The organism is Thioalkalivibrio sp. ALJ1 (genome assembly GCF_000745395.1).
Lineage (GTDB): Bacteria > Pseudomonadota > Gammaproteobacteria > Ectothiorhodospirales > Ectothiorhodospiraceae > Thioalkalivibrio.
On record NZ_JQIW01000003.1, the window covers coordinates 1 to 23,735 of the forward strand.

Sequence of the window (23,735 nt, forward strand, 5' to 3'; positions counted from 1 at the left end):
CGCCCGTTTTTGATAACAACGGGCGGCCGAGTCCCTGCTTTCAATGGCTTGCGGGGTTGGTGCCCCCTTTTCCCCGATCCTGCGTTGCGCCCCGAATCCATCAGGAACGGGCGGGCAGAACCACTACCCGCTGCACGACGCGCCTTGTCTCGGAAAACAGGGGGCACCAACGCGGACGTGCGATTAAATCAGCGTCTCCCTAGGGGGTGTCCCGTCCGCGATACGGACAATCGCGGTCCTGCAAATGGGTGCTGTTAGACTGCGCGGCATGTTACTGGAGCGTCAGACACCCTCCCACCTGGAGCCGCGGCCGGAAAGCTTTGCGGCGCTGATGGAGATGTACGAGGAAAATTACCTCGCGCTGCGCCGTTTGTGCCCGAACCTGGAGGCGCAGCCGTTGCGATCGGTGTCGCGGGTCGAGGGGGCACTGGATCTGCACCTTGAGGTGCTGGAGCGTACGCGCTACACCACCACGCTGCACCTTACCTATCACTTCGACCACCAGGGAGAGCGTCGTCAGCAGCCGGACATGCGTGTTCGCATGTTCCATGATGCGCGCCAGGCGGAGGTGCTGGAGTTGCATTGCCGCAGTATGGCGGCGGGCCAGGTGCCGGAGATGCTGAGCGGCCACCCGGGGCTGGTTTGTCGCTGGCGCCACAACCGCTTCCTGTACAAGTGGCTGCGCTATTGCCTGCGTCAGGGACACCGCTTCCACACGGATGCAGCTTCGGAGGCCGTGGCGGCCGAATAGGGCCGGGGATGCGGTTGGATGAGTTTCTCGCTATTTGCAGGCCGCTGGCCGAGCGATGAGGGCGTCATCCTGCAGGAGTGTGTGCAGCGGCGCTGGCTGGCCGAACAAGAAGCCCTGCAGCATCGGACATTCCAGATTGCGCAGGTAGTCGCGGTGGGCCTCCGTCTCGACCCCCTCGGCGACGATATTCATGTTCAGCCCACGCGCCATCGAGATAATGGCATTGACGATACACGCCTCGTCATTTCGGCAGATGGTGTGGGTGAAGCTGCGGTCGATTTTTAGCGTGTGGATCGGCAGTTTCTGCAGGTAGCTGAGGGACGAGTAGCCGGTCCCGAAGTCGTCTACCGCGATCTGTACGCCCGCGGCACCCAGGCGGTTCAATTTGTGCACCGTATCCATGGTGTCGCTCATCAACAGGTTTTCGGTGATCTCGACTTCCAGTAGATCGGGGGGGAAGCCGATTTCACCGAGGATGCCGAGAAAGTCCTCGACGAAGTCATCACGTTCGACCAGTACCGGGGAGAGGTTGACCGCGAGGCGCAATTCTTGCGCGGCCTCGCGGTTGTGACGCTGGATCTCGCGGGTGGCCGTGCGCAGGGTCAGGCGGTCGAGATCCACGATCAGGCGCGTGTCCTCCGCCACCGGGATAAATTCGGCGGGGCCCAGTAAGCCCAGCTCAGGGTGATCCCAGCGGATCAGGGCCTCCACGGCTACCATTTGACCGCTTTCGGTGTCGACTTGGGGTTGGTAGAGGATATGGAACTCGTCGCGCTCCAGCGCGCGACGCATATCCTGCTCCAGCTGCAGTCGCCGCGGCGGGTGCCCCCCCATCTCCGGGCTGTAGACGCGGACCCCGGTCTTGCCGGTGCTCTTTTCGCGGTACATCGCAATGTCGGCGTTCTTGATCAGTGCCTCTAGGTTGTCGCCCGCGTCGGGGTAGATCGCGATTCCGATGCTGGCGCCAACGAACAACTCGTGATCGCCGATTTCGAACGGGGCCTGCAGGCTTTCGAGGATCTTGTCGGCCACCTGGATCGCGGCGTCACTGCTCGCCAGTCCCGGGATCAGCAAGGTGAACTCGTCGCCGCCGAAACGCGAGAGGGTATCTCCCTTGCGGATGCAGGACTGCAGCCGCTGCGCGACGCCTTGCAAGAGGCGGTCTCCCACCGTGTGGCCGAGAGAATCGTTGATGACCTTGAAGCGATTGAGGTCGATGAACAGGACGGCGAGCTGTGCCCCGGTGCGCTGAGCGTGGGAGATCGCGACATCCACGCGATCTCGAAACAGGGCTCGATTCGGCAGGCGCGTCAGGAGGTCGTGGTAGGCCTGGAAATTGATGAAGGCCTCGGATTCCTTGCGCTCGGTGATATCGCGAGCGGTCCCGTAGATCAGGGGTTCGGTGGCCCCGCCTTCGGAGGTTTCGCTGGATGCAGTCGGCCAGACCGCGACCTCGAAGTAGTGGCGTGTGCGTGAGGGCTCCGCGGGCCTCAGAGCGATCTCCGCCGAGCGCACGTGGGCCTGCTGCTGGGAGGCCTGGTCGAAGAAGTAGGAGGCCTTGTCGCGTTCATCGGGTTCGACGAGGTCGAGGATCGAGGTGTCCAGCAATGCCTGGCGCGTGTGGCCAAGGAGTTCGTGAACGCGCGAATTGATAAACCGAAACCGCTTCAGGGAATCGAGGACGAACACGATGTCCGGGGAATTGTTCACGATCATGCGGTGCAGGCGTTCCGACTTTTCCAGCCGGCTCCGCATTTCGATATTGGTATCTTCCAGTGCCTTGTGCCGGAGCGCGTTGCGTACGGTTGCCAGCAATTCGGCCGGTTCATAGGGCTTTTTCAGGTAATCGTGGGCACCTTCTCGGAGGGCGCCGGCGACGTCTTCCACCGTGCTGTTTCCGCTGACGACCACCGTCTGAGTCTTGAGCTGTGCCGCCTGTATGAACCGCAGCACATCCAGCCCTCCAAGGTCGGGCATCGCCAGGTCCAACAGCAGCAGGTCAAAATGTTGGTTGCGCAGGGCTTCGATTGCGGCGCCGCCACCGGAGGCGGTTTGCACCGGGTAACCCTCGATCGCCAGCAGGTTATGCAGGCTCTCGAGCAGGCCGGGGTCGTCATCGGCGATCAGGATTCGGACGGACTGCGGGTCAATCGGCACGTCACGTTCGGTCATCAGGGCCTCGGTGTTAGTGGCACATCTTTATTGCGTCGTCCCTGATGCGTCCGCCGAGCCCGGTTGTTGATGGGGCAGGGTGATCTCGAAGCGCGTCCCTGCGCCGGTGCTGGTAAAGGTGAGTCCCGCACCGATCTCCTCGGTGAGGCGTTTGACGATACTCAGGCCGAGCCCGGAATGGCTAGTACCCTTGGTGGAGGTCACCGGCGAGAACGCCGCGGCCTGAACCTCCGGCGGCAGGCCTGGACCCTTGTCGCTAACGGTCAACGGTACTACACGGCGGCCATTGAGCGTCGTCGGTGCGCGAGTGGTGATGGTGATCTCGCCACCAGAGTTTTGTGCCTCGGCGGCGTTTTTCAGAAGGTTGGTCAGGATCTGCCGCAAATGGTCTGCAGGTATCGAGAGCGGTGGTTCGGCGGGTGTCAGGTCCAGGTGCAGCTGGATCCCGCGCGTGCGGCAGAGCGAAACGTCGACAATATCGGCGACCTGTCGGACCAGCGTGTTCAGCGCCATCGGACCCGTATCGTCGGCCGGCCCCGCTTCCGGGTCCCGCAAGCGCAGCAGGATCCGTCCCACCCGGTCAATCTCGTCCTTGATGAGGCCCAGTTCGTGACGGGCATCGTGTTCTTCCCCGAGTTTCCGATTTAGCACCCCAAGATAATTCTGGATAATGCTGAGGGGGTTGCCCGCTTCGTGCACGGTCTCGCGGATACGTTCCTCCGTGTGATCCGCCGGGCCAGCGCTGCTGTACTCGGGCTGCGTCAGGGCGCGCGCGATCTCGCGGGCGAGAGAACGGATGAAGTCATTGCGAGCCTCCAGCGCGTCTGCCTGGCTTCGGCTCAAGCCGAGGATGAGCACCCCGGCGGCTTTCTGGCCCTCAGCCAGCAAGGGGAAGCTCCAAAGCAGCTGGGCCTCGCACAGCCGAAACAGCTGTTGATCGATCACTGGGAGGCCTGCGGCGTTCTCTTCCTCGTGGCGACGGATCTCGCGATCCAGCAGGGTGTCAGTAACGAGGCTGCGACCGGGAAGCAGCGGCAGGGTAAAGTCCGGCGTCTCGTCGTCTTCCACCCAGGCGGAGACCGATTGCTGGTCGTCGTCGACGAGGAACAACAGGCTCTGACTGACTCCCAGGGTGAGATACAGGGTGCGCCGGGCGGCCAGGCAGCGCTCCTGCAAACTGGCGGCGCGCGCCAGTTCGCCGTTAACCCGTTCGAGTTCGGTGAGGTCGCGCACACGGCGGCCGAGCGCCTGTTCTGCGGCCCGATCGGCTGATTCTGCCTCCGCCTCGGGCGGTGGCTCGGGTGCTTCCAGGTCGATCTCGAGTGATCCGGCAATGCGGCGGACGTCTTCATCCACGCGGCCGCGTAGCTCGCGCACCAAGCCTTCGTTCAGGCCGAACAGGGTGTCCGCAGCGGCCAGGGCCGTCTCGTTGCAAGTGGTTTCGGCGGTGCTGGACAGCGTAGCCGGGAGACAGCCGAGCGCATGGGCCAGATTGACGATCTTGACCAGGTGGTGGGCATCCCGTACGCGCTCAGCGGGTTCCAGGTGATAACGCACGGCGTCCGCGACGAACCGACCTAGCCCCCAGACCTCCAGGCACTCCCCGCCGAGTTCACCGTAGTGCTGGCCATAGGTGTTGCACTCTATTTCCACCAGATGAGGGTCGTTTGTAGCGGTCTGCAGGAGGGGCCAATAGTGACCCTCGTCCTCCACCAATCGCAGTAGACGCCCAATATCGATTAGCAGGCCGGCGAGGTAGGCCTCTTCCGGTCGTGGGTAGCGGGTGAGTGTGGCGAGGACCTGGGCGAGATTCGCGGTGGTCAGGGCGCGGCGCCATATGATGCGCAGATAGTTGCGGTGACGTGGCCCGAAGGTCCCGAACAGCTGTTGGATGGCGGCCGTTAGAGCGAGGCTGCGCACGGTGTCCAGCCCCAGGCTGAACAGGGCGCGATCGATGGTGCGGCAGGGCGAGCCACGATAGTAGAACGCTGAGTTGGCAGCCTGAAGCAAGCGGCTGGCCATGGCCCCATCCTGCATAATAGCGCGCGCGAGGGACTGGAAGTCCGCCTCGTCGGCCTGGGTGGCGTCCAGCACGGGGATCAACGCCTGGGGCAGGCTGGGTAGTCCGTCCGTTGCCGTATTCACCCTCGCCATACTCTTCCCCGGTGACGTTACAGGTGGTCGGTCGCCCCTGTTGCCCTTGCGTGAATTCGGCGGTCGGCTCGCGCGGGCCGCGGTCGCCGAATGTGCACCGATGTCCGACTATACTGTGCGGTCTTGTCCTGTGCTACCGAATGGGGTAGACCGGCCGTGAATTCACCGTCATTCTTTAAAGTATCAGTGCCGATGAATGCGATGCAGGAAGCCGCGATGTCTGATCGGAGTTCCTGGGGGAATCCCCATTCCCCAGGTGTGACGGGTCCGCGTGTCCTGGCGGTGGCCAGTGGCAAGGGTGGGGTAGGTAAGTCCAGCGTAGCCGTGAACCTTGGGATCACGCTGGCACGGCGTGGCCGGCGGGTGTGCATTCTTGATGGCGACACCGGTCTGGCCAACGTCAATATCCTGCTGGGCCTGCGTCCGCAGCGGGGGCTGGCCGAGGTGCTGGCGGGCGAGTGCGGGATCGAGGACATCCTGCTGGAGGGGCCGCATGGCCTGAAAATCATCCCCGGCGCCAGCGGCATTCGTGAGTGCGCCGAGCTGTCATCGGCCCACCAAAAGCGCCTGGTGGCGGAGCTCGCGCGAATCGAGCAGGACTTCGATGACCTCCTGCTGGATACTGCCGCCGGCATTGGCGATACCACCCTCGATTTCATGGCAGCCGGCCATCAGGTCTTGCTGGTGCTGACCCCGGAGCCGACTTCGCTCACCGATGCGTTCTCGCTGCTTAAGTTGGCGTTGCGTCGGCAGATGCTGAAGGTGCGGGTCATCGTCAACATGGTGGCAGACGTTGCCGAGGCGCGGAGCGTATTTCAGCGGTTCGCCAACGCGGTGGAGAAGTATCTGCATACCCAGGTGGATTTTCTCGGTTTTATCCAGCGTGACGAGAGCCTGCGCTCGGCCGTGACGCTGCAGCATCCGGTGGCGCTTTTTCCCGAGAGTGATCCGTCCGCCAGGCCCTTCCATCGCCTGGCCAACGCGCTAGAGGAAGATGTGCCCCAGGAGAGCAGTGCGTCGTTCAGCCGCTTCTGGCGAGTGCGGTTCGAGCCCGACCCGGTGGCCGATTGCGATCCTGGGCTGGCGCAAGAAGCAGTGGCGACTGCGGTAGAGAATCCGGAAACCGAGCCGCTTTCGTCGGGAGCGACGAGCGCGGACCCGGAGTGCCCCCTGGATCGTTTGCACCGCGCTTTCGAGACTGCGCTTGAGAAGGCCGAGCCTGCCGACCTGGCGGCCTCCCTGAATGGCTTGCATGACCGTTACTGGACCCAGGTCGGACAACCGGCAATTGATGTCCCCGGCGTTGTGACCGGGTTGTTGGCTCGGCCGGAGCTTCACGCGGAGACCCTGAGGGCGCTTCGGGAGGCACTGCCGGAGGATGGTTTGCGGGGCGTCAAGCAGGACGGACATCGACCGCAGGCCAACCCTGTGCCAGTGCCTTCGGTCCAGGAAACCGTGAAGCGGCCACCGGATTTCGGCTGGCGAGCCGAGGCTGAGGGAAGAGATGACCCACAGCGGGCCTCCGCGCGTAGAGGCCCGGGTTTCGACTGCGAACGGTTCGGATCGCAGGAGGCGTTGGCCGAACGCCTACGGCGACTGGCCGGTGCGGACATCAACCTCGCGGAGTTTCTCCGCCGCCTTTGACCGCCTCGACGTGGCACGCCTGCAGGACTTCCCTAACGTGGTCCAAGCAAGAGCCAGGCGATCAGGCCCACAAGTGGCAGGAACAGCAGGATCAGGATCCACAGGACCTTCACCAGAGGCGTTACGGGACTCTGCGCGGTACGAACAATCGCCCAGATCACGATTAACAGCCAGATCAGGCCGAGGATTCCAGAGACTTCAATGCCCATGCGGTGCTCCTTGCGCGGCTCGCCCCTGGCAGGGCAAGCGTTTTAGTTAGCGCGCTCTTGGTACCACATGCGAGTGCGGCACGCCAGTTCAGGCGGTTGGGGATGTGGCGGCTGTGGCAAAACGCGTACCCTGCGGTGAGACGACCAGCGAGCCTGCGGAAGGAGATACATGAAGATATGGGTCGATGCGGATGCCTGCCCCGTCGTGATCAAGGAAATCCTGTTCCGGGCATCCAAACGCACGGGCGTCCCGATCACCCTGGTGGCCAATCAGCCCGTACGTACGCCGCCGTCGAAGTTGATCGACTCGATCCAGGTGGGTGCCGGGTTTGATGTGGCGGACAACGAGATCGTGCGGCGCCTTGCGGTCGGCGATCTGGTCATTACGGCCGACATCCCGCTGGCCGCGGAGGTCATCGAGAAGGGCGGTCAGGCCCTGAACCCACGCGGTGAACTCTACACAACGGACAACATCCGCGAACGCCTGAGCATGCGCGACTTTATGGATACGCTGCGCGGCAGTGGTGTGGACACGGGTGGCCCCGCTGCCCTCGGTTCCCGCGACCGCCAGGCGTTCGGCAACGCCCTCGACCGCTGGCTTGCCCAACATGCCAAATAATCCGCCTCGCACGGAATGAGCGGTGTTACAGACGGAGTTGGCGGATCAGGCTTAGCGTTTCATTCGCGAGTTGTACCCAGTCGTCATGATGTGGGGTCCTGGTGGCCTGGCCGGCGCCGAGATTCGCGCCATGCCTCACGGGGCTTGGCTCGACCACCCCATATGCAAGTGTTGGGGATGCGGGAAGGTGTCGGGTTCGCCGGGGATCGCGTGTCGAGTTCACCACGAGGACCATCCTGTTTGCAGCGGTGTATTGCGATGCTTTGCCTGTGTCTGAGGTAACGGCGGGAGGGCCATCACCTTGAATGGACTCGCGAACGAACACACTCGCACCGTGACTGTGAGGCCTTCAGGGAGCACCGCGAGTCGAAAAACGTGGATGGTGTGCGACCTGCTTAGACCTGCCAATCGGGGGTGATTGGGCGTAACCCGACCCAGGTTCGTTAGGCTTGGAATGGAGAAAAGCGGCGACTGTCGTGTGCAGCGCCGGGAGAAGAGATCGTGCGTAAATGGATCAATGGCATGTGGTTGGGGTTGGCTGTGGCGGGCCTGCTAACAGCCTGCGGCGGCGAACGTGTATCGCCGGTGACGCTGGAACAGCTGGCGGCGTCGGCGCCTGCGTTCGATGGTGAATTGGTGGAAACCGAAGGCGTGGTGAATCGGTTTGACGACCCGGAGCACTACTGGCTGGAGGATGAAGATATCAACCGTGTGGCGGTGACGCCTGGTGCGTCGGTTCGCGATCACGTGGGTGAGCGCCTGCGTGTGGTCGGGCGCTTCTCCTACCACCAGGAAGAGGGGCGTCAGATCGAGATCGACCCGGCCGCGACGGCGGCCCTGCAGGCGTCGACACACTGACGATGAGCGGTTTTGGGGGAGTGGAATGACGGAATGGATTGACGTGGCCCCGGTGGGCACCATCGAGGATGGCGACCATCGGCTGGTGGGGACGGCCGACACTGAGGTCGCGGTGTTTAACCTCGGAGGTGAGTACTTCGCGGTGGAGAATCTCTGCACCCACGAGGACGTGCCCATCGCGGATGGCGAGATCGATGCTGACGACTGCATCACCTGCCCGATGCACGATGCCCAGTTCTGCCTGCGCACGGGAGAGGTGCTTGAACCCCCAGCGGAGGAACCCCTGACGCGGTTCCCGGTGCGGATCGAGGCGGACATGGTCCAGGTTGGGAGCCATCCACTGGACTAGGTGATCCGGTTAGAACCTGTGCCGGATGCTCCAGTTTTGCATCCTCTTGTACACTGTTCGCGAGCTCACGTTGTACTCACGTGGGCGGGCAGCCACAAGGGGACATCGCCGCGATGGCAGGCACGGACCAAACAAACAGGGAAGGCAAGACCAAGCGGCTGGATGTGATCTGGTCTGGGCTTACGGGGTTGTCGGATGCCCAGCGCCAGCAATTGGCCCGAGGGGTCGTGCCTCGCGTCACTGACCATCTGGATCACTGTCTTGGATCCGCGGCGCAGGAGTGGTCCGCGGGCCGCGCCGAGACGCACGACTCCACCGAGTGGGCCAACCAGCTACAAGGTTTCCAATACGTGTTGCGCCGCCAGTTTGAAGAGGCGCTGGAGCGTGACTTCGTTGCTTCGAATTACCCGCCGCATTACGAATTCTCCGGCTCTAGTTATGCAGGCGCCAACTCCGGCCTGCAGATTCTCGATGATTACCAGTCAACCCGCCGCTCGCTGCGCCACAAGCTCGAGGGCCTGATCCGCGAACATAACCGTTACTCCTGGTTCGTGTTCCTGCAGGCCGCTCGCGAAGAGAATCGGTTCGAACATCCCGGTTGGGCTCCCTGGTCGCCCCTGAACTGGTATGAGCGTCTGATCGAGGCAGCCGAGAAGCAGTTCGGACGCACGGACCTGACGTTGGCCCTGATGCGCGCCTACGTGCGTTGCCTGGGCAAAACGGCCGCACCCACCCTGGCGTTTGTGATCGAGACGGTGGAGGCCTGTGGCCTGGTGCGTGAGCCGGTTTCCGAGGTGCCGGACGGCGACCTGACCCAGCCTTCCGTACGGGCGAGTTGGGCGGCCGCAAACCGGGATTCAGACACGGACGCTCCTTCGGAGTCGGGTTCAGAGGGAGGGCCCGCTCCCGCGCTGAACAAGGCTCCCGTGGGTCCGGCGGCGCCAGCGCAAATGCCCGCAGTCGATGCCGATTCGGACGCGTGGCGGCAGTGGGCCACGGCTTCCGGCTGGCTATTCTCCGCCGGTCAAACGGTAACTGGCAGTGAGTCTCTAACCGGCGGAGGTGGTGCCAGGGGTGGGGCATTGCCCGGCAACGACGGTGCATCTGCGGTCGAGGCGCCACCGCTGGAGCGTGTAATCGAGGGCGTGTTGGGCGGGGTGTTTTCAGAGGTATCCCGCCAGCTTAATTGCCACTCGGAGTTTCGGGCCTTGATGCTGGAGCTGCAGCCCTTGCTGGCGCGCGCGGCTAGCCAGGACTTGGAGTTCTTTCACGACCGCAGGCATCCACTGCGCGAATGGGTCGGCAGCCTGATCAATACCGGCATACGGATCACGCCGAAACTCGATACCGGCAAGTCCGAAAGCGTGGCCGGCTACCTGGGCGTCATGCGCCAGACGGTCGAGCGTTTGCGGCAGGAAGCGGACCAGATGGATCGTGCCGCGGCACAGGACTTGAACGAGGCCTGGGAGACGTCGCTGGCGACGCAGGAACAACAATGGCATGCCCTGGCAGCCGAGCAGGCGGAGCCGATGTGCCAGCAGGAGCGCGCGGCACGCGCCCGCCGGAGCCTGACCGTCTGCGTACTGGAGACGGGCGCGGAGTTACCGGAGCGCTCTGCCGAAGAAATCGCGGAGGCCTGGGAAGACCTGCTGGCGGTGGAAGAAAGTGCAGCCAAGCGGCTGGATGCGGGCGTCCAGGATGTCGCTCGCGCGATCTGTAACAAGGCGACACCGCAGGAGGTCAATCCACTCGTTCAGCGTATCGTCGCGACGGCGCGCGAGAATGGGGTGGACGAGGGACGGATCAAAGCGGTGGTTCAACACTTGGGCCAGGCCCATTTGCAGCGTATCCGATCGTCTGTCAATGAGCCGCGCTTCGACCCGCAAGCCCGCATCCAGGCGCGACGAGCGGTGCGTCTGGAAGATGACGATGCCGATTTGCTGACCGACCTGGATGACACTTGGGTGTTTGATGCCAGCCGTATCCGCACAGGCGAATGGTTCGAAGTGGTCGATAAGGCCAGTGGCCACGTTCACCGCGTAGCCTTGGTCTGGCGCGGCGAGGCCACCCGCGGCTTCCTGTTCCTCTCGCTGGACCTTGGTGCCAGCCGCCGCCACTCCCTGCAGGGTGTGGCCCAGGAACTACGCGAGGGCCGCATGCGTCCGCTCCCGGACGACAACCCGTTGGATGCGCTACTCGGCTGATTCGACTGCTTCCACCTTCCCGAGGTCAAGGACGTTTTGCACCACGAAGCGCACGAAGGCACGAAGAAGGTCAAGCGCGAAGGGCGTTTTCACCACAGAGCACACAGAGGCCACGGAGAAATTCAAAAGCGGTTTACAGGAAGCATGGAAGGGAGCGGGTGTTGGGAGTCAGGCTGTGCCATAAAGCTGTGCAGCAACCCTCCGTCGCATTGCCAGGCAACGGAACGATGCTACTGGCTGCACCCATCACAACACCATCGCAGGAAACCTTCTTCGGTCTTCTCCGTGCTCTCTGTGTCCTCTGTGGTGAAAATACAATCCCTTCAGGCTGATCCCCGACGTTGATGAGTTAGTGAATTCTGGGACAGGCGCACGCGGAGGTGGGTGGCGCCGATGACTGCGGCGGGGACCAGTAGCAGGTTTACGACGGGCACCATGGCCAGCAGCGTGGTGCCGGCACCGAAGCTCAGGGTTTGCAGCCGGTGGGTTCGTAGCGTCTGCCGCACCTCGGAAAAGGCCAGGCCATCGTTGGCCAGTGGTGCCTCCATGAATTCCACGGCCAGCACCCAGCTACCAAAGGTGAACCAGGCGAGGGCGGCTAGCAGGTTCAGGCCGGGGATGACGGTGATCAGCAGGACCGGGATGAATAGCAGCGCGTAGTAGCCGGTCTTGCGCAATGCGGTCGTGGTGGCATGGCCCATCTCGCCGAGGAAGGAGCGTGCGGGTTGCCGCGGCTCATGCCCGAGGCTGCGCGCGGTCCGATAGGCCAGGGGGCCTGAAAACGGGCTGGCGACGATGGCGGCAACCGCCACGGCGGAGACCGCGAAGGCGACTAGCAGGGCCAGCGCGAACAGGGGCCAGAGTAACCAGGCCAACCAGTCCCAGCCGCTGGGTAGCCAGGCGGCCAACAGGGCGTCGAACCCGAACCCCGCAGCGATGGCGAGCCCGACCACCACCAGGACGTTGATGATGAGCGGACCGATCACAAGGCCGCGCAGTCCTGGCTCGAATACGCGCGAGAGGCCCCGAAACGGTGCCAGGAAGGCGAACAGGGGGCTGAGAGTCGCAGGGGCGGGCCTCACGGCTGCCCTCAGCGGCGCACCCCGAAGATCGTGAGCACGAGTCCAACCACGGTCATTATGCCGCCGGCGATCAGGTACATGCGCGTATCTTCCGTGTACCGGCCCATGAACTCCTGATGGAGTTCCTCGCCCAGGCTATCGGTGGCGTTGTACCCCATTACCAGCAAGATGATGCCGCCTACCAGCAAGGCAATACCGAGAAGTCGCGTCCAGTGCATGGCGGTTTCCTTTGTTGTGAAGTGATGCCCCAGAATGTAGCACGCGATCCGCGTTGCCCAAATGTCTGGTAGCGCACATTTCGGGCTAACGCATGGGAGTGCCACCTCAGGCGCCTCCTGCCCATAGCCCCGTTTAGGAGTCGGCTCGGAGACGAAGCGTCGGCCAAACTGGGGATTGCGATGCGGATCAGCCCCCAGGGCCCGGCTCCAGTCCCACGCCGATGCGTGCAAGCCGGGCGGCCCCAGTGGCGGCATCGTCATCCTCGGCAGTGGAGACGGGCACTTCGAGGGTGCGTTCGCGGATCCGGGTCCACACCGGGTTCTGGGCGCCGCCGCCCAGCGAGACGACCCGTTCCACGCGTGGGGCCCCCAGCTCGGCCAGGCGTTGATAGCCATCGCATTCCACTCGGGCAATTCCCTCGAACAGCCCCTGCAGGAAACGTGCGTCATCGTCCGGGCGGGGTGTGAGGCGAGGTTTCAGTTCGGGGTCGTTGATCGGGAAGCGCTCTCCGGGACGGGGCAGGGGGAGGTAGTCGAGTCCGCTGTCGGTGTCTGGATCGATCGCGGCGCTTAGCCGTTCCAGTGTGTCGTCATCAAAGTGCTGGCGCAGCACGGCACCGCCGCTGTTGGAGGCGCCGCCGACCAGCCAGCGCCCCAGCAACCGGTGGCTGTAGATGCCCAGTTCCGGGGCGTAGATCGGTTCCGGTGCCAGCTGTTTGATCACCAGCGTCGAGCCCAGGCTCGTGACCCCCGTGGTGTCATCGTCCACCCCGGAGGCAAGAAACCCCGCGATGCTGTCTGTGGTGCCGGCGACCACGCGGCAGGCCGGGTTCAGATGCAGCGATTCCGCCATTTCGGGGGACAGCGGCCCCAGCACGGTGCCGGCCGGGACCACTTCCGGCAGCAGCGCGGCATCGGTGCCCAGGGTCTCCTGTAACCAGTTGGGCCAGCCACCCCAGAGCGCGTCGTAGCCAAGCTTCAGGGCGTTGTTCTCGTCCATGCGGTCGAAGCGTCCGCGCAGCCGCCCGGCGATCCAGTCGGCCTGGTGCAGAATGTGGCGCACACCGGACAACCCCTCGTGTCGGCGCAGCCACAGCAGTTTGGCCGCCGAAGAACTCGGGCTGTGTACGGCCGAATCCGCTGGCGCGACCCCGGCCAGGACGGACAGCATGTCCGTGGCCCGGGCATCGTTGTACATCAGCGCCGGATGGGTCGGGCGTCCGACGGCATCCAGGCGCAGCAGCGTAGCGGAGGTCCCGTCCACTGCAATGGCGGCGGGTTCGCCATGCAAATGGGTAGCCGCCTCGCGTAGCAACTCGCGCACAATGGACCACCACAGCGCGGGGTTCTGTTCCGCACGCTGTTCGTCCCCCCCGACCGAGGCCGGTAGCGCCCGGTAAGCGGCATGGACCCGCGCACCCTCCGAATCCAGCATCGCTAGCCGGATCCCGGAAGTGCCGAGGTCAATGCCGATGGCGTGCATGGATCCGTGTTTTCCTGAGATCAGCCGTTCATGTCCAGCGGGCTGCGGGTCGGTGCCGGTAGCTGAACCGGCTCCGGCGGCGTCCAGCCGGGCTTGCGATGCTCTGCAACGACGGTGGTGTACACGCCACCCCGCACGTTGAAGTAGGAGGTCAGGCGCATGTAGCGAGGGTCGGTGGCCTCCACCAGATCGGCGAGGATGCGGTTGGTAACCGCCTCGTGGAATGCGCCCTCGTCGCGGTAGGACCACATGTAGTTCTTCAGCGACTTCAGCTCTACGCACTTGCCGTCGGCGACGTACTGGATGTGGAGCTCGGCGAAATCCGGCTGGCCGGTGGCAGGGCACAGACAGGTGAACTCCGGGATCCGGATGTAGATCGCGAAATCGTTCTCCGGTGCCGGGTTGTCGAAGGTTTCCAGGGTCTTGCTTGGCTGGCTGGGCATCTGCGTCTCTCGTGGTTGAATGGGTGTCCCCCCGCGTGTGACAGCCCGCTGTAGGAGCCTGCTCGCAGGCGAAGCCCTGCACGTGCCCGGCTTTGGCAGGGGCTTCGCCTGCGAGCAGGCTCCTACAGCGGGCGGCTTTCGGGGGCGGGTCACTCTGAGGGTGTAAGCGTGTACCATTCTAACCCCGAGTTTCCTGACCGCGGATAGCGCCGAACGTGCGACTCGCCCGAATCAAGCTGGCCGGCTTCAAGTCGTTTGTGGACCCGACCACCCTCGTCCTTCCGGGCAACCGGGTGGGCGTGGTCGGCCCGAACGGTTGTGGCAAGTCGAATACGATCGACGCGGTGCGCTGGGTGATGGGCGAGTCCTCGGCCAAGCACCTGCGCGGGGATTCCAGCGAGGACGTGATCTTCAACGGCTCGTCCAGCCGAAAGCCGGTGGGTCAGGCCTCCATCGAACTCGTGTTCGACAATTCCGACGGCCGCCTGGGCGGTGAGTACAGTGGCTACGGCGAGATCGCGGTCAAGCGCGCGCTCACCCGCGACGGCCAGTCCAAATACTTTCTCAATGGCCAGCGTGCCCGCAAGCGCGACGTGGTCGATCTATTCCTCGGCACCGGCCTGGGGCCGCGCAGCTACGCCATCATCGAGCAAGGCATGATCTCGCGCCTGATCGAGGCGCGGCCCGAGGAGCTGCGTGTCTACCTGGAAGAGGCCGCCGGCATCTCCAAGTACAAGGAACGCCGCCGCGAGACCGAGAATCGCGTGCGCCACACCCGCGAGAACCTCGAGCGCCTCGACGACGTCCGCGACGAGGTCGCCAAGCAGGCCGAACGGCTGAACCGCCAGGCCGCTACCGCGGAGCGATATCAGACGCTGGCCGCCGAGCGCCGGCGCAAGCGCGCCGAGGCCATCCTGCTGCGCCTCCAGGCCCAGGAACAGAAGATGGAGGCCAGTCGCGCCCGGCTGAACGAGGCCGAGACGGCCCTTGCCGCCGCCCAGGCCGAGGCACAAAAGGCGCAGACGAGCACCGAACAGGCGCGCCAGGAACGCGTAGAGCTGGAAGCGGCCACCACCCAGGCGCAGAGCGCCTATTACGATCGCGCCGCCGAGGTCTCGCGCCTGGAGCAGTCCATCCGCCATGCCGAGGAAGAACTCGCGCGCGAACAGGCCGAACTGCGCCAGCTGGAAAGTCGCATCGAGACCGCCGACAACGACCATCAGGCGGTCGCGGCGCGCATCGCCCAGGCCGAACAGGAAAGCGAACAACGTCGCGAGGCGGCCGCAACCGCCGAGGCCGAGCGCGAGCGCCTGGAGGCCGCTGCCGAGCAGGCGGAGACCGAGTTCCAGGCCGCCCGCGAGGCGCTGACCGAGTGGGAGCGCTCGCTCGCCGAGCCGCGCCAGAACGCCCAGCTCGCGCGCTCGCGGATGGACAGCGCCGAGCACCTGCTCAAACGGGTCGCGCAACGCCGGGAACGCCTGGAGGCCGAGCGTGCGGCCCTGCCGCAGACCCATCCGGGCACCGAGGCAGATCATCTGGATAAGGAGCTGGCCGGTCTGCGGGAGCGGTTGCAGGCGTTTCAGACCGAGCGCGAACAGCAGCAGAACGAGCTCGCCGGGCTGGAGCAGGCCCAGCGCGAGGAACAGGACACCCTGCACGCCACCGAACGCGAGGCGCGCGAGGTAGCCGGGCGCCTGGCCGGGCTGGAGCATTTTGCCGGCGAGGACGACCCGCAGGAGACCCGCGCCCGGCGCGAGGCCTGGGCACGCGAACACGGGCTGGACCTGTCACGCCCCCTGGTGCAGCAGCTAGAGGTGGCCGAGGGCTGGGATACCGCCGTGGAACTGGTGCTGGGGGCCTGGCTGGAGGCCGCCGTGGTTGACCGGCCGGAGGCGGCCCCGGATCTCCCTGATGCGATGCTGCGCCTGGTCGGCACGGGTCTGTCGTCCACGCCGGAGGTGCGGGCGGGTAGCCTGGGCGAACGAGTCCAGGGTTCCCCGGTGGTCACCGTCTGGCTCGCCTCGGTTTATTGCGCAGACGATGCCGACGCGGCCCGTGCCCGTGTGGCCACGTTGGGGCCGGACGAGAGTGTGATCACCCCGGATGGCACCTGGATGGGTCCGGGGTGGGTCGCCCACCGTACCCTGGAGGGTGGCGCGAGTGGTGCGGTGGCCCGGGTCCGCCTCGCGCGCGAGCTGCAGGAGCGCCAGGAGGAACTGGCCACCCAGGTGAACCGTCTGCAGGCCGCGCTGGAGGAGCGCAACGAGACCATCGCGGCCACCCGCGCCCGACGCGAGGCGCTGGACGGCCAGATCCGCGAACAGCAGGCGCAGATCGACGACCGCGACCGCCGGGTACAACGCCTGCGCGACCAGGCGCGCCAGCTGGAGCAGCAGCAGGAACGCATCGATCGCGAGGCCGGCGAGCTGGACGAGGAAGCCGCGCGTGCCCGCGATCAGTTTGCCGCCGCGGAGGCTGAGCGCAACGAGGCCCTGACCCGTATCGAGACCCTGGAGGCCGACCGCGCCGATCTGGAGGCGCGGGTCGAGGCCGCGCGCACGGCCCAAGGGGGAGGGCGCGATGCCGTTCGTGCGGCCCGCGACGCGGCCAACCAGGCGCGTATGGCCGAGCAGGAGGCGCGCCATCGCCTGGAGCGCGAGCAGAACGAGCGCGGGCGTCTGGAACGCCAGCGTGAGGACGATACCCAGCGCCGCGAGCGCCTCGCGCAGGGCCTGAGTGATCGCCAGGGGCCGCTGGAGCAGTGGCGCGCGGACCTGCAAACCGCCGCCGAACAACGCCAGGCGGCAGAGGCGCAGCTGACCCAGGCGCGCACGGACCTGGAGGCCTGCGACGCGCGCCTGCGCGAGCTGGCCAGCAGCAGTACCGAGCTGGGCAACCGCGTCGAGGCGCAGCGCTCCACCTGCGAGGAGCTGCGCCTGGATCTGCGCGAACGCTCGGTCCAGATTGATCAATTGAAGACCCAGTTCCAGGAATCCGGGTTCGACGCCGAGGTGCTGGCACCCGAGCTGCCGGAGGATGCGGCGGTCCCGGCCTGGGAGCAGGCGATTGGCGAGCTGGATCGCAAGATCGAGAAGCTGGGGCCGATCAACCTGGCTGCGATCGACGAAGCGCGCAGTCTGGAGGAGCGTTCGCGCTACCTGGAAGAGCAGCACGCGGACTTGATCGAGGCGCTGGAGACTCTGGAGGCGGCGATGCACCGCATCGATCGCGAGACCCGGGCCCTGTTCAAGCAGACCTTCGATCAGGTGAACGCCGGGTTGGGGCACAAATTCCAGCGCCTGTTCGGTGGGGGCGAGGCGCGCCTGGAGATGACCGGAGACGACCTGCTGGATACCGGCGTCACCATCATGGCGCGGCCACCCGGCAAACGGCTGTCGACCATCCATCTGATGTCCGGTGGTGAGAAGGCGCTCACGGCTTCGGCGCTGGTGTTCGCGATTTTCGAGCTAAATCCGGCGCCATTCTGCATGCTGGACGAGGTGGACGCGCCGCTGGACGAAGCCAACGTCGGACGTTTTTGTGATTTGTTGCGTGAGATGTCCGAGCAGATCCAGTTCATCTTTATCACGCACAACAAGGCAACCATGGCGATGGCGGAACAGCTTATTGGCGTTACCATGCACGAGCCGGGCGTGTCGCGGCTGGTCAGTGTGGATATCGATGAGGCCGTGGAACTGGCGGAGGCCTGAAAGAACCGCCCCGTCATTGCGAGCGAAGCGAAGCAATCTCCAGCGGCTTCGCAGCGTGTTCTAACGGGCTCTGGGCCCTGGTAGCCCACGGCACAAAACAGCAACACAACGAGGTATTGCGTGGATTGGATGCGCATCAGTCTGGTCATTCTTGGGGTTGTCCTGATCGCGGGGATCTGGATCGCCCATCGCCTGCGCACGCGGGCGGTGCCGCGCGATCTTGACGACGATGCCGAGGATTGGGGCGACGAGGCCGTGCATATCCGGGCGAGCGACGAGCCGGGCCAAAAGCGCTGGTACGAGTCGGCCGACCCGGATGCGTCCGCCGAGCCGGAGGCGGGCTGGGGCGATCCGCTGGATACCAACCGAACCACGGGTGGCACACGTGAGCCCGCCTTTGACGCACCTAATATCCCTGCCAGTGTCCGCGACGAGCGCCATGAGCCGCATCTCGGCGTGACCGTCAATGAAGACGAGCCGGACCTGGAACCAGACTACGGACGGCGAGGCGAGCGCGCCCAGGATATCTATGGCGTGCTGGATAGCGACGAGGAGCCTACGCCACCCCCGCCGCACGGAGCCTTCGAGCCGTCACCGGAGGATCGCCCCGGCCGGGGGCGGCGGCGCAATTCGTCGACCGCGCCAGTAGAGCGGGCCCGCGAGGTATTGGGAGGCCTGGGGGGGCGTCTGCGTTCCGGCATGGACCGCGTGCGCTCGGCACGACTCAAGCGCCCGCGAGCCGACGACACCCTGGGCGAACACCTGGACCCGGACCACGAGGTGGATCCGGACCTGATCGAGCAACCATCCCCCGATATGGAAACCCTGGGCGAGTACGTATCCGAGCCGCGCGTGGTGGGGAGTAACCCCAGGGCTGATCGCCGCGCGACGGACGAGAAGATCCTGTTGTTGCACGTTGTCGCACCGCGCAACAAACCGTTCACCGGTGTCGCGCTGGGTGCCGCGATGCAGCGCGCGGGCATGACGCCGGGCGAGATGGACATTTACCACTTTCAAGAACCTGGGACCGACGCCCGCGTACCGTTGTTCTCCGCAGCCAATATGGTTCCACCGGGTACCCTGAGGGAAGAAGACCTGGCGGACATGATGACGCCGGGTGTCACGCTATTTACCCAGGTGCACCGGAGTGCCCAGCCGCAGCGGGCCTTCGAGGCCTTGCTGGAGCACGCTCATACGCTGGCGCGTGACCTGGGCGGCAGCATCCTGGACGCGCAGCAATCCACTGCCACCAACCAGACGCTCGCCTACATGCGCGAGGATCTGAACGACTGGTTGCGCCGCCACCGGCCCGATGTGCTGCGCCGCCGGAGTGCGCGGTGAGCGTGGCGGGCTCGCCTACCCCGCAGGCTGGCTCGACCGATTCCCCGCAGACGCGTAGCGACGAGCTGCGTCGACAGATCGAGCACCACAACTACCGTTACTACGTGCTCGACGACCCGGAGGTCTCCGACGCCGAGTTCGACGCGCTGATGCGCGAGCTGGAGGGGTTGGAAAAAGACCATCCGGACCTGGTCACACCCGACTCACCGACCCAGCGCGTAGGTGCGACCCCGTCCGAGGGCTTTGCCACGGTCCGGCATCGGCTTCCGATGCTGTCGCTGGCCAACGGCTTCGAACCTGCCGAGATCCGCGACTTCGACCGTCGCGTGCGCGAACGCCTGGCGAAGCAGACCGGCGACCCCGACCTTGTCGAGGCGGCCGTGACCTACATGGCCGAGCCCAAGCTGGACGGCCTCGCGATCAGCCTGGTCTACGAGGACGGGCGCCTGGTGCAGGCCGCTACCCGTGGTGATGGCGAGACCGGCGAGGACGTGACCACAAACGTCCGCACCATCCGGCCGATCCCGCTGCATTTGGGCGACCGCTTCACCGACGATGCCCCGCGTGTGCTGGAGGTACGCGGCGAGGTCTTCATGCGCCGCGCCGATTTTGAACGTCTGAACGCCGGGCTGGAGGCCGAAGGGCAGCGCGGCTTCATGAACCCGCGCAACGCCGCTGCCGGAAGCCTGCGGCAACTTGATTCGCAGGTGACAGCGCGCCGTCCGCTCAGCTTCTTCGCCTACTCAGTGGGCTTCGTGGAGGGCGGAACCCTGCCGGACACCCAGTCCGGCACGCTGGACTGGCTGCGGCAGCTCGGTTTCCCGGCCTGCCCGGAGCGCGAGGTGCTGGAGGGCGTGGAGGCCTGCCTTGACTACTACGAGCGCCTCGCCGCGCGGCGTGCGACGCTCGATTACGAGATCGACGGCATCGTCTACAAGGTCGATTCGCTCGCCGATCAGCAGGCGCTCGGCTTCGTCTCGCGCGCGCCGCGCTGGGCGATCGCTCACAAGTTCCCGGCGGAAGAGCGCACCACCACGCTGCGCAATGTCGAGTTCCGTGTCGGCCGCACCGGCGCCCTGACGCCGGTGGCGCGCCTGGAGCCGGTGCTGGTGGGTGGCGTGATGGTCAGCAACGCCACCCTGCACAACATGGATGAAATCGCACGCAAGGACGTCCGTATCGGCGACCGCGTGATCGTGCGCCGCGCGGGAGACGTGATTCCCGAGGTCGTCGGTCGCGCCGGGGGCGAACGCCCGGCGGACACGCGTGCCATCGAGATGCCCGCCGCCTGCCCGGAATGTGGCTCGCACATCGAGCGCCCCGAGGGCGAAGCGGTGGCCCGCTGCACCGGTGGACTGGTGTGCCCGGCCCAGCGGCGCGAGGCGCTCAAGCATTTTGTCTCGCGCCGGGCGATGGATATCGAGGGCTTCGGTGAGAAGCTGATCGAACAGGTGGCAGACGGTGGCCTCGTGCAAAGCCCAGCGGACCTGTTCGCCCTAGACGCCGAGCGCCTGGAAGCGCTGGAACGCGTCGGCCCCAAGCTGGCGGACAATCTGGTCAACGCATTGGATCAGGCACGCGAGACCACGCTGGCTCGGTTTATCTTCGCCCTCGGCATCCGCGAGGTGGGCGAGGTCACCGCCCGTAACCTGGCCGAATACTACGGCGACCTGGACGTGCTGATGCAGGCCGATGCCGAGGCGCTGCAGGAGGTCCCGGACGTCGGCCCCATCGTCGCGGAACACATCGCCAACTTCTTCGCCGAGCCCCACAACCGCGACGTGATCCAGGCTCTGCGCGACGCCGGGATCCACTGGCCCAATCCGCCCCGGCCGCAAGCGGCAGAGTCGGCCGACGTGGCCCCGCTGGCCGGCAATACCTACGTCCTGACCGGCAGCTTCGACACCATGACCCGCGAGGAAGCCAAGGCCGCCCTCGAGGCCCGCGGTGCCAAGGTCACCGGTTCCGTCTCCAAAAAGACCACTGCCGTCATCGCCGGCGCCGACCCCGGCTCCAAGGCCACCAAGGCGGAGTCCCTCGACATCCCCATCCTCGGCCCCGACGACCTCGTCAAGCTCCTTGCTTGATCGGCCCTCCTGTGGGGTTGGGCTGGAGTGAGTGGTCTGATGGAGCTGCGTTTGTAGGGTTGGTTTTTGTGGGAGCAGTTTTGTGGGAGCGGGCTTGGCCGCGAAGCCCCTTCCAGCGCGGACAATGGCAACACCCAGCTCCACGAGCCCAGCTTATCACCAGGAGTGCATTTCCATCAGGGGTTGCTTATGCTTCGCGCGCCCCGGTGGGGTGCGGTGAGGTCCAGGGACCGGCACTTGATGTAGTGTGGTCGGGCTGGGTTTTGTCTACAGGGCTTGAGGCCAGGATCAGGATGCCGGACGGGCACAACACACCATGCTGAACCTTGGACTGGAACGTCTGCTAGCGCTGTCGCGCGGCAAGAAGCGCTGGCTGATGGTGGCCGCGGACGTCGTGATGCTGCCGCTAGCCCTGTGGTCGGGCTTCATGATTCGGCTGGCTGAGCCCGTGCCCGACATCATGCTGGAGACCTGGTGGCTGTTCCCGCTGGTCATCCTGGTCGGAATCCCGGTCTTCGTCCGCCTGGGGCTCTATCGCGCGATTGTGCGTTTCATGGGGACACGTGCGATCTGGGCGGTCGGTACCGGTGTCATGCTCCTGGCGCTGGTGCTGTGGGCAGCGGTTGCACTGGCCCAAGTTGAGAGTTTCCCCCGCTCGGTGCCGATCAATTTCGCGATTGTTGCGTTCATCTACGTGGGCGGCAGCCGGTTCCTGGTGCGCGCGCTCTATCACTCGATACTGGCCACCGATCCGGGTGTTGAACCTGTCGTGATCTATGGCGCGGGCGAGGCGGGTGTGCAGTTGCTGTCGGGGCTGAAATCCGGGGGGCGCTTTCGTGTTATCGCGTTCGTCGACGACGATCGGGCGCTTCAGGGAAGCTCAATCGACGGTATCCGGGTTCGCGATCCGTCCGCACTGGAAGGGTTGATAAAACACTACCGGCTGCGGCGCCTGCTGCTTGCGATTCCCTCCGCGAGCCGCGCGGATCGGCGCACGATCCTGGAAAAACTGGAGAGCTATCCGCTGTATATCCAGACCGTGCCCTCTATGGATTCGGTCGTGTCCGGGCAGGCGCGGCTGGACGAATTGGAAGACATCGATATTGCTGATTTGCTCGGACGCGATCCGGTTCCCCCGGATCGCGAGCTTCTGAAAGTCAGCATCGAAGATCGGGTCGTTATGGTTACTGGTGCAGGGGGCTCCATTGGTGCGGAGCTTTGTCGCCGGATCCTGCGCCTAAAGCCGCGTCTTCTCGTCCTGTACGAGCGCAACGAATTCTCGCTTTATCGCATCGAGCGCGATCTGGAAGTCCTGGCGGACGAGAAGGGACTGGATGTGCCTGTGGTCGCGCTTCTGGGTTCGGTTGCGAACCCGCGCCGTGTAACGACTGTACTCAAAGAATACGGCGTACAGACGCTTTATCATGCGGCGGCATACAAGCATGTGCCGATCGTGGAAGCCAACCTGATCGAGGGCGTTCGCAACAACGTCTTCGGTACGGCGATCCTCGCAGACGCTGCCGTGGAGGCGGGGGTCGAACGCTTCATCCTGATCAGCACGGACAAGGCCGTCCGCCCGACTAATGTCATGGGTGCGACCAAACGCTTGGCGGAGATGCTCCTTCAAAACCGCGCGCGGCAGAGCCCGCCGACCATCTTCAGCATGGTGCGTTTCGGCAATGTGCTGGGCTCGTCCGGCTCCGTGGTCCCGCTGTTCCACCAGCAGATCCGCGACGGCGGCCCTGTTACCGTGACCCACCCGGAGATCACCCGCTATTTCATGTCCATCCCGGAGGCCGCAGAGTTGGTCATCCAGGCGGGGGCAATGGCCGAGGGCGGCGAGGTATTCGTGCTGGATATGGGTGAGCCGGTACGGATTGTCGATCTGGCCCACCGAATGATTCGTCTGCATGGCCGGCAGGTCAAGGAAGACGGGCAGCCAGAGGACGGGATTGAAGTGGTTTTTACCGGTCTGCGCCCAGGCGAAAAGCTGTTTGAAGAGCTGCTCATTGGCGACAACGTCGTCGGCACATCACACCCCAAGATTATGCGGGCGCATGAATCTTGTGTGGACCCCGGCGAAGTCCGCTACGCACTGGACACGCTGGATCTAGCCGAGCGCGACATGAACACTGAACTTGCCTGCCAGGTTCTTAAGCGGGCCGTTGTGGAATATGAGCCTGTCCCCTCGCGGCAAGAATCGGGGTAAGGTTTTGGCGAACCGGTGTGCAGGGCATATCGACAATGCGTATGACCGCGGATCCTGAGTGCTCGGTCATTACCTGCACGAACGCGCTTAGGTATGCTTCGCCCAACGTCATTACACCCTCAGTCGGCGTTGCCTTGGTGGTGAGCTCCAACCAGAGCTGGCCGCGGGCAGGCCCTTCGACAGCGGGCAGGCTATTGCGGGT

General features: G+C 65.0%; 17 protein-coding genes. 10 read left to right on the plus strand and 7 right to left on the minus strand.

What is annotated here, in order from left to right; genetic code table 11:
* Positions 1-268 precede the first annotated feature (268 nt).
* Complete coding sequence (locus F462_RS00005) at positions 269-751, plus strand: DUF1249 domain-containing protein (protein ID WP_018139959.1); 483 nt, start codon at positions 269-271, stop codon at positions 749-751.
* Positions 752-781: 30 nt separating this feature from the next.
* On the opposite strand, the gene F462_RS00010 is transcribed toward F462_RS00005, so the two are convergent.
* Together F462_RS00010 and F462_RS00015 are read right to left on the minus strand one after the other, a co-directional pair.
* On the minus strand, positions 782-2,923 hold the full coding sequence (locus F462_RS00010; RefSeq protein ID WP_018139958.1) for an EAL domain-containing response regulator: 2,142 nt from the start codon (positions 2,921-2,923) through the stop codon (positions 782-784).
* A gap of 27 nt (positions 2,924-2,950) precedes the next feature.
* Positions 2,951-5,077: an HDOD domain-containing protein gene (locus F462_RS00015; RefSeq protein WP_026181407.1), complete on the minus strand. Its 2,127-nt coding sequence runs from the start codon at positions 5,075-5,077 to the stop codon at positions 2,951-2,953.
* Positions 5,078-5,293: 216 nt separating this feature from the next.
* On the opposite strand from F462_RS00015, the gene F462_RS00020 reads away from it, so the two are divergent.
* A complete protein-coding gene (locus F462_RS00020; RefSeq protein WP_018139956.1) occupies positions 5,294-6,721 on the plus strand; it encodes a MinD/ParA family protein in 1,428 nt (475 codons plus the stop codon).
* Between the two features lie 32 nt (positions 6,722-6,753).
* Here the strand turns inward: F462_RS00020 and F462_RS12965 are convergent, their stop codons facing one another.
* A complete protein-coding gene (locus F462_RS12965) occupies positions 6,754-6,930 on the minus strand; it encodes a PLDc N-terminal domain-containing protein (RefSeq protein ID WP_018139955.1) in 177 nt (58 codons plus the stop codon).
* Positions 6,931-7,099: 169 nt separating this feature from the next.
* Here F462_RS12965 and F462_RS00025 point away from each other — a divergent pair, with 169 nt between their 5' ends.
* The 4 genes from F462_RS00025 (at position 7,100) to F462_RS00040 (ending at position 10,960) form a co-directional block, all read left to right on the plus strand.
* Positions 7,100-7,549: a YaiI/YqxD family protein gene (locus F462_RS00025; protein ID WP_018139954.1), complete on the plus strand. Its 450-nt coding sequence runs from the start codon at positions 7,100-7,102 to the stop codon at positions 7,547-7,549.
* 522 nt (positions 7,550-8,071) lie between these two features.
* The gene (locus tag F462_RS00030) at positions 8,072-8,407 is read left to right on the plus strand and encodes a hypothetical protein (RefSeq protein ID WP_018140834.1); all 336 of its coding nucleotides are present in this window, start codon (positions 8,072-8,074) and stop codon (positions 8,405-8,407) included.
* Positions 8,408-8,432: 25 nt separating this feature from the next.
* Positions 8,433-8,756 (plus strand): Rieske (2Fe-2S) protein, encoded by a 324-nt coding sequence (locus tag F462_RS00035; RefSeq protein WP_018140835.1) that lies wholly within the window; start codon positions 8,433-8,435, stop codon positions 8,754-8,756.
* Between the two features lie 188 nt (positions 8,757-8,944).
* Positions 8,945-10,960: a DUF1631 family protein gene (locus F462_RS00040; RefSeq protein ID WP_038051053.1), complete on the plus strand. Its 2,016-nt coding sequence runs from the start codon at positions 8,945-8,947 to the stop codon at positions 10,958-10,960.
* A gap of 323 nt (positions 10,961-11,283) precedes the next feature.
* Here the strand turns inward: F462_RS00040 and cysZ are convergent, their stop codons facing one another.
* The 4 genes from cysZ to queF form a co-directional block, all read right to left on the minus strand.
* Positions 11,284-12,042 carry a sulfate transporter CysZ gene (gene cysZ / locus F462_RS00045; protein ID WP_038050669.1) on the minus strand — a complete coding sequence of 253 codons (759 nt, stop codon included), beginning with the start codon at positions 12,040-12,042 and terminating at the stop codon, positions 11,284-11,286.
* Positions 12,043-12,050: 8 nt separating this feature from the next.
* Positions 12,051-12,260, minus strand: a complete 210-nt coding sequence (locus F462_RS00050; RefSeq protein WP_038050672.1) for a DUF3185 family protein — start codon at positions 12,258-12,260, stop codon at positions 12,051-12,053.
* A gap of 187 nt (positions 12,261-12,447) precedes the next feature.
* A complete protein-coding gene (locus F462_RS00055; protein ID WP_038050674.1) occupies positions 12,448-13,743 on the minus strand; it encodes an FGGY-family carbohydrate kinase in 1,296 nt (431 codons plus the stop codon).
* 20 nt (positions 13,744-13,763) lie between these two features.
* A complete protein-coding gene (gene queF / locus F462_RS00060; protein ID WP_018140840.1) occupies positions 13,764-14,186 on the minus strand; it encodes a preQ(1) synthase in 423 nt (140 codons plus the stop codon).
* A 215-nt stretch (positions 14,187-14,401) separates the two neighbouring features.
* Between queF and smc the strand changes: the two genes are divergently transcribed.
* From smc to F462_RS00080, 4 genes are all read left to right on the plus strand, one after another.
* Positions 14,402-17,896 carry a chromosome segregation protein SMC gene (smc, locus tag F462_RS00065; protein WP_038050676.1) on the plus strand — a complete coding sequence of 1,165 codons (3,495 nt, stop codon included), beginning with the start codon at positions 14,402-14,404 and terminating at the stop codon, positions 17,894-17,896.
* A gap of 129 nt (positions 17,897-18,025) precedes the next feature.
* Entirely contained in the window at positions 18,026-19,237 is a 1,212-nt protein-coding gene (locus F462_RS00070) for a cell division protein ZipA (protein ID WP_038051056.1), read from the plus strand.
* Positions 19,234-21,324 carry an NAD-dependent DNA ligase LigA gene (gene ligA / locus F462_RS00075; protein WP_038050677.1) on the plus strand — a complete coding sequence of 697 codons (2,091 nt, stop codon included), beginning with the start codon at positions 19,234-19,236 and terminating at the stop codon, positions 21,322-21,324. Before F462_RS00070 ends, ligA begins: the two co-directional genes overlap by 4 nt.
* Before the next feature lie 316 nt (positions 21,325-21,640).
* Entirely contained in the window at positions 21,641-23,533 is a 1,893-nt protein-coding gene (locus tag F462_RS00080; RefSeq protein WP_038050679.1) for a polysaccharide biosynthesis protein, read from the plus strand.
* Positions 23,534-23,735: the final 202 nt, after the last annotated feature.

Coding starts and splice junctions, on each gene's coding strand:
- F462_RS00005 (WP_018139959.1), top strand. CDS start 269: ATGTTACTGGAGCGTCAGACACCCTCCCACCTGGAGCCGCGGCCGGAA.
- F462_RS00010 (WP_018139958.1), bottom strand. CDS start 2,923: ATGACCGAACGTGACGTGCCGATTGACCCGCAGTCCGTCCGAATCCTG.
- F462_RS00015 (WP_026181407.1), bottom strand. CDS start 5,077: ATGGCGAGGGTGAATACGGCAACGGACGGACTACCCAGCCTGCCCCAG.
- F462_RS00020 (WP_018139956.1), top strand. CDS start 5,294: ATGTCTGATCGGAGTTCCTGGGGGAATCCCCATTCCCCAGGTGTGACG.
- F462_RS12965 (WP_018139955.1), bottom strand. CDS start 6,930: ATGGGCATTGAAGTCTCTGGAATCCTCGGCCTGATCTGGCTGTTAATC.
- F462_RS00025 (WP_018139954.1), top strand. CDS start 7,100: ATGAAGATATGGGTCGATGCGGATGCCTGCCCCGTCGTGATCAAGGAA.
- F462_RS00030 (WP_018140834.1), top strand. CDS start 8,072: ATGTGGTTGGGGTTGGCTGTGGCGGGCCTGCTAACAGCCTGCGGCGGC.
- F462_RS00035 (WP_018140835.1), top strand. CDS start 8,433: ATGACGGAATGGATTGACGTGGCCCCGGTGGGCACCATCGAGGATGGC.
- F462_RS00050 (WP_038050672.1), bottom strand. CDS start 12,260: ATGCACTGGACGCGACTTCTCGGTATTGCCTTGCTGGTAGGCGGCATC.
- F462_RS00055 (WP_038050674.1), bottom strand. CDS start 13,743: ATGCACGCCATCGGCATTGACCTCGGCACTTCCGGGATCCGGCTAGCG.
- queF (WP_018140840.1), bottom strand. CDS start 14,186: ATGCCCAGCCAGCCAAGCAAGACCCTGGAAACCTTCGACAACCCGGCA.
- F462_RS00070 (WP_038051056.1), top strand. CDS start 18,026: ATGCGCATCAGTCTGGTCATTCTTGGGGTTGTCCTGATCGCGGGGATC.
- F462_RS00080 (WP_038050679.1), top strand. CDS start 21,641: ATGCTGAACCTTGGACTGGAACGTCTGCTAGCGCTGTCGCGCGGCAAG.